Source organism: Psychrobacter sp. JCM 18901 (assembly GCF_000586435.1).
Lineage (GTDB): Bacteria > Pseudomonadota > Gammaproteobacteria > Pseudomonadales > Moraxellaceae > Psychrobacter.
This window is the reverse complement of sequence record NZ_BAWH01000056.1, coordinates 1-524: the sequence shown is the minus strand read 5'-3', so window position 1 is coordinate 524 and position 524 is coordinate 1. Positions and strand designations below refer to the sequence as shown.

At 48.7% G+C, this 524-nt stretch carries 1 pseudogene; it reads left to right on the top strand.

Annotation, left to right across the window (positions count from 1 at the left end):
* A pseudogene (locus tag TT11_RS16560) lies at positions 1-524 on the top strand (hypothetical protein); the annotation flags it as partial.

Here is a 524-nt window from a genome sequence, read left to right as displayed (position 1 = left end):
GATGACAATGGCTTATTCGTCACTAACGGTGATCCTATCAACCCAGAAACCACCACTGTTGGTGCTGGCAGTATCACCTTAACAGGTGGTACCAATAGCGATGTGGTCTTAGGCAACAACGGCCTTGATAACGGTGGCAACAAGATTGTCAACGTTGCAGCGGGCACTATCGGCACAGGCTCAACTGACGCGGTTAATGGCGGTCAGCTATTCGGTACTGCACAGTCTGTTGCTACCAGCTTAGGTGGTAACTCAACAGTGAATGCGGATGGCACAGTTAACGCCCCAAGTTATGAGCTTGATAATGGCAGTAACACCGGTACTAAGGTAACCGTTAACAACGTCGGCGCCGCATTAGGTAACTTAGATGGTCGCACGACCAGCAACACTACCGAGATTAACAAAGGCATCAAATTTGGTAATGGTACAACCAACAACCAATTTGCCTTAGGCGACACCATTAATGTTAAAGGCGACAGCAACCTAACCAGTACCACGACCACTGATGGCGTACAAGTTAGCCT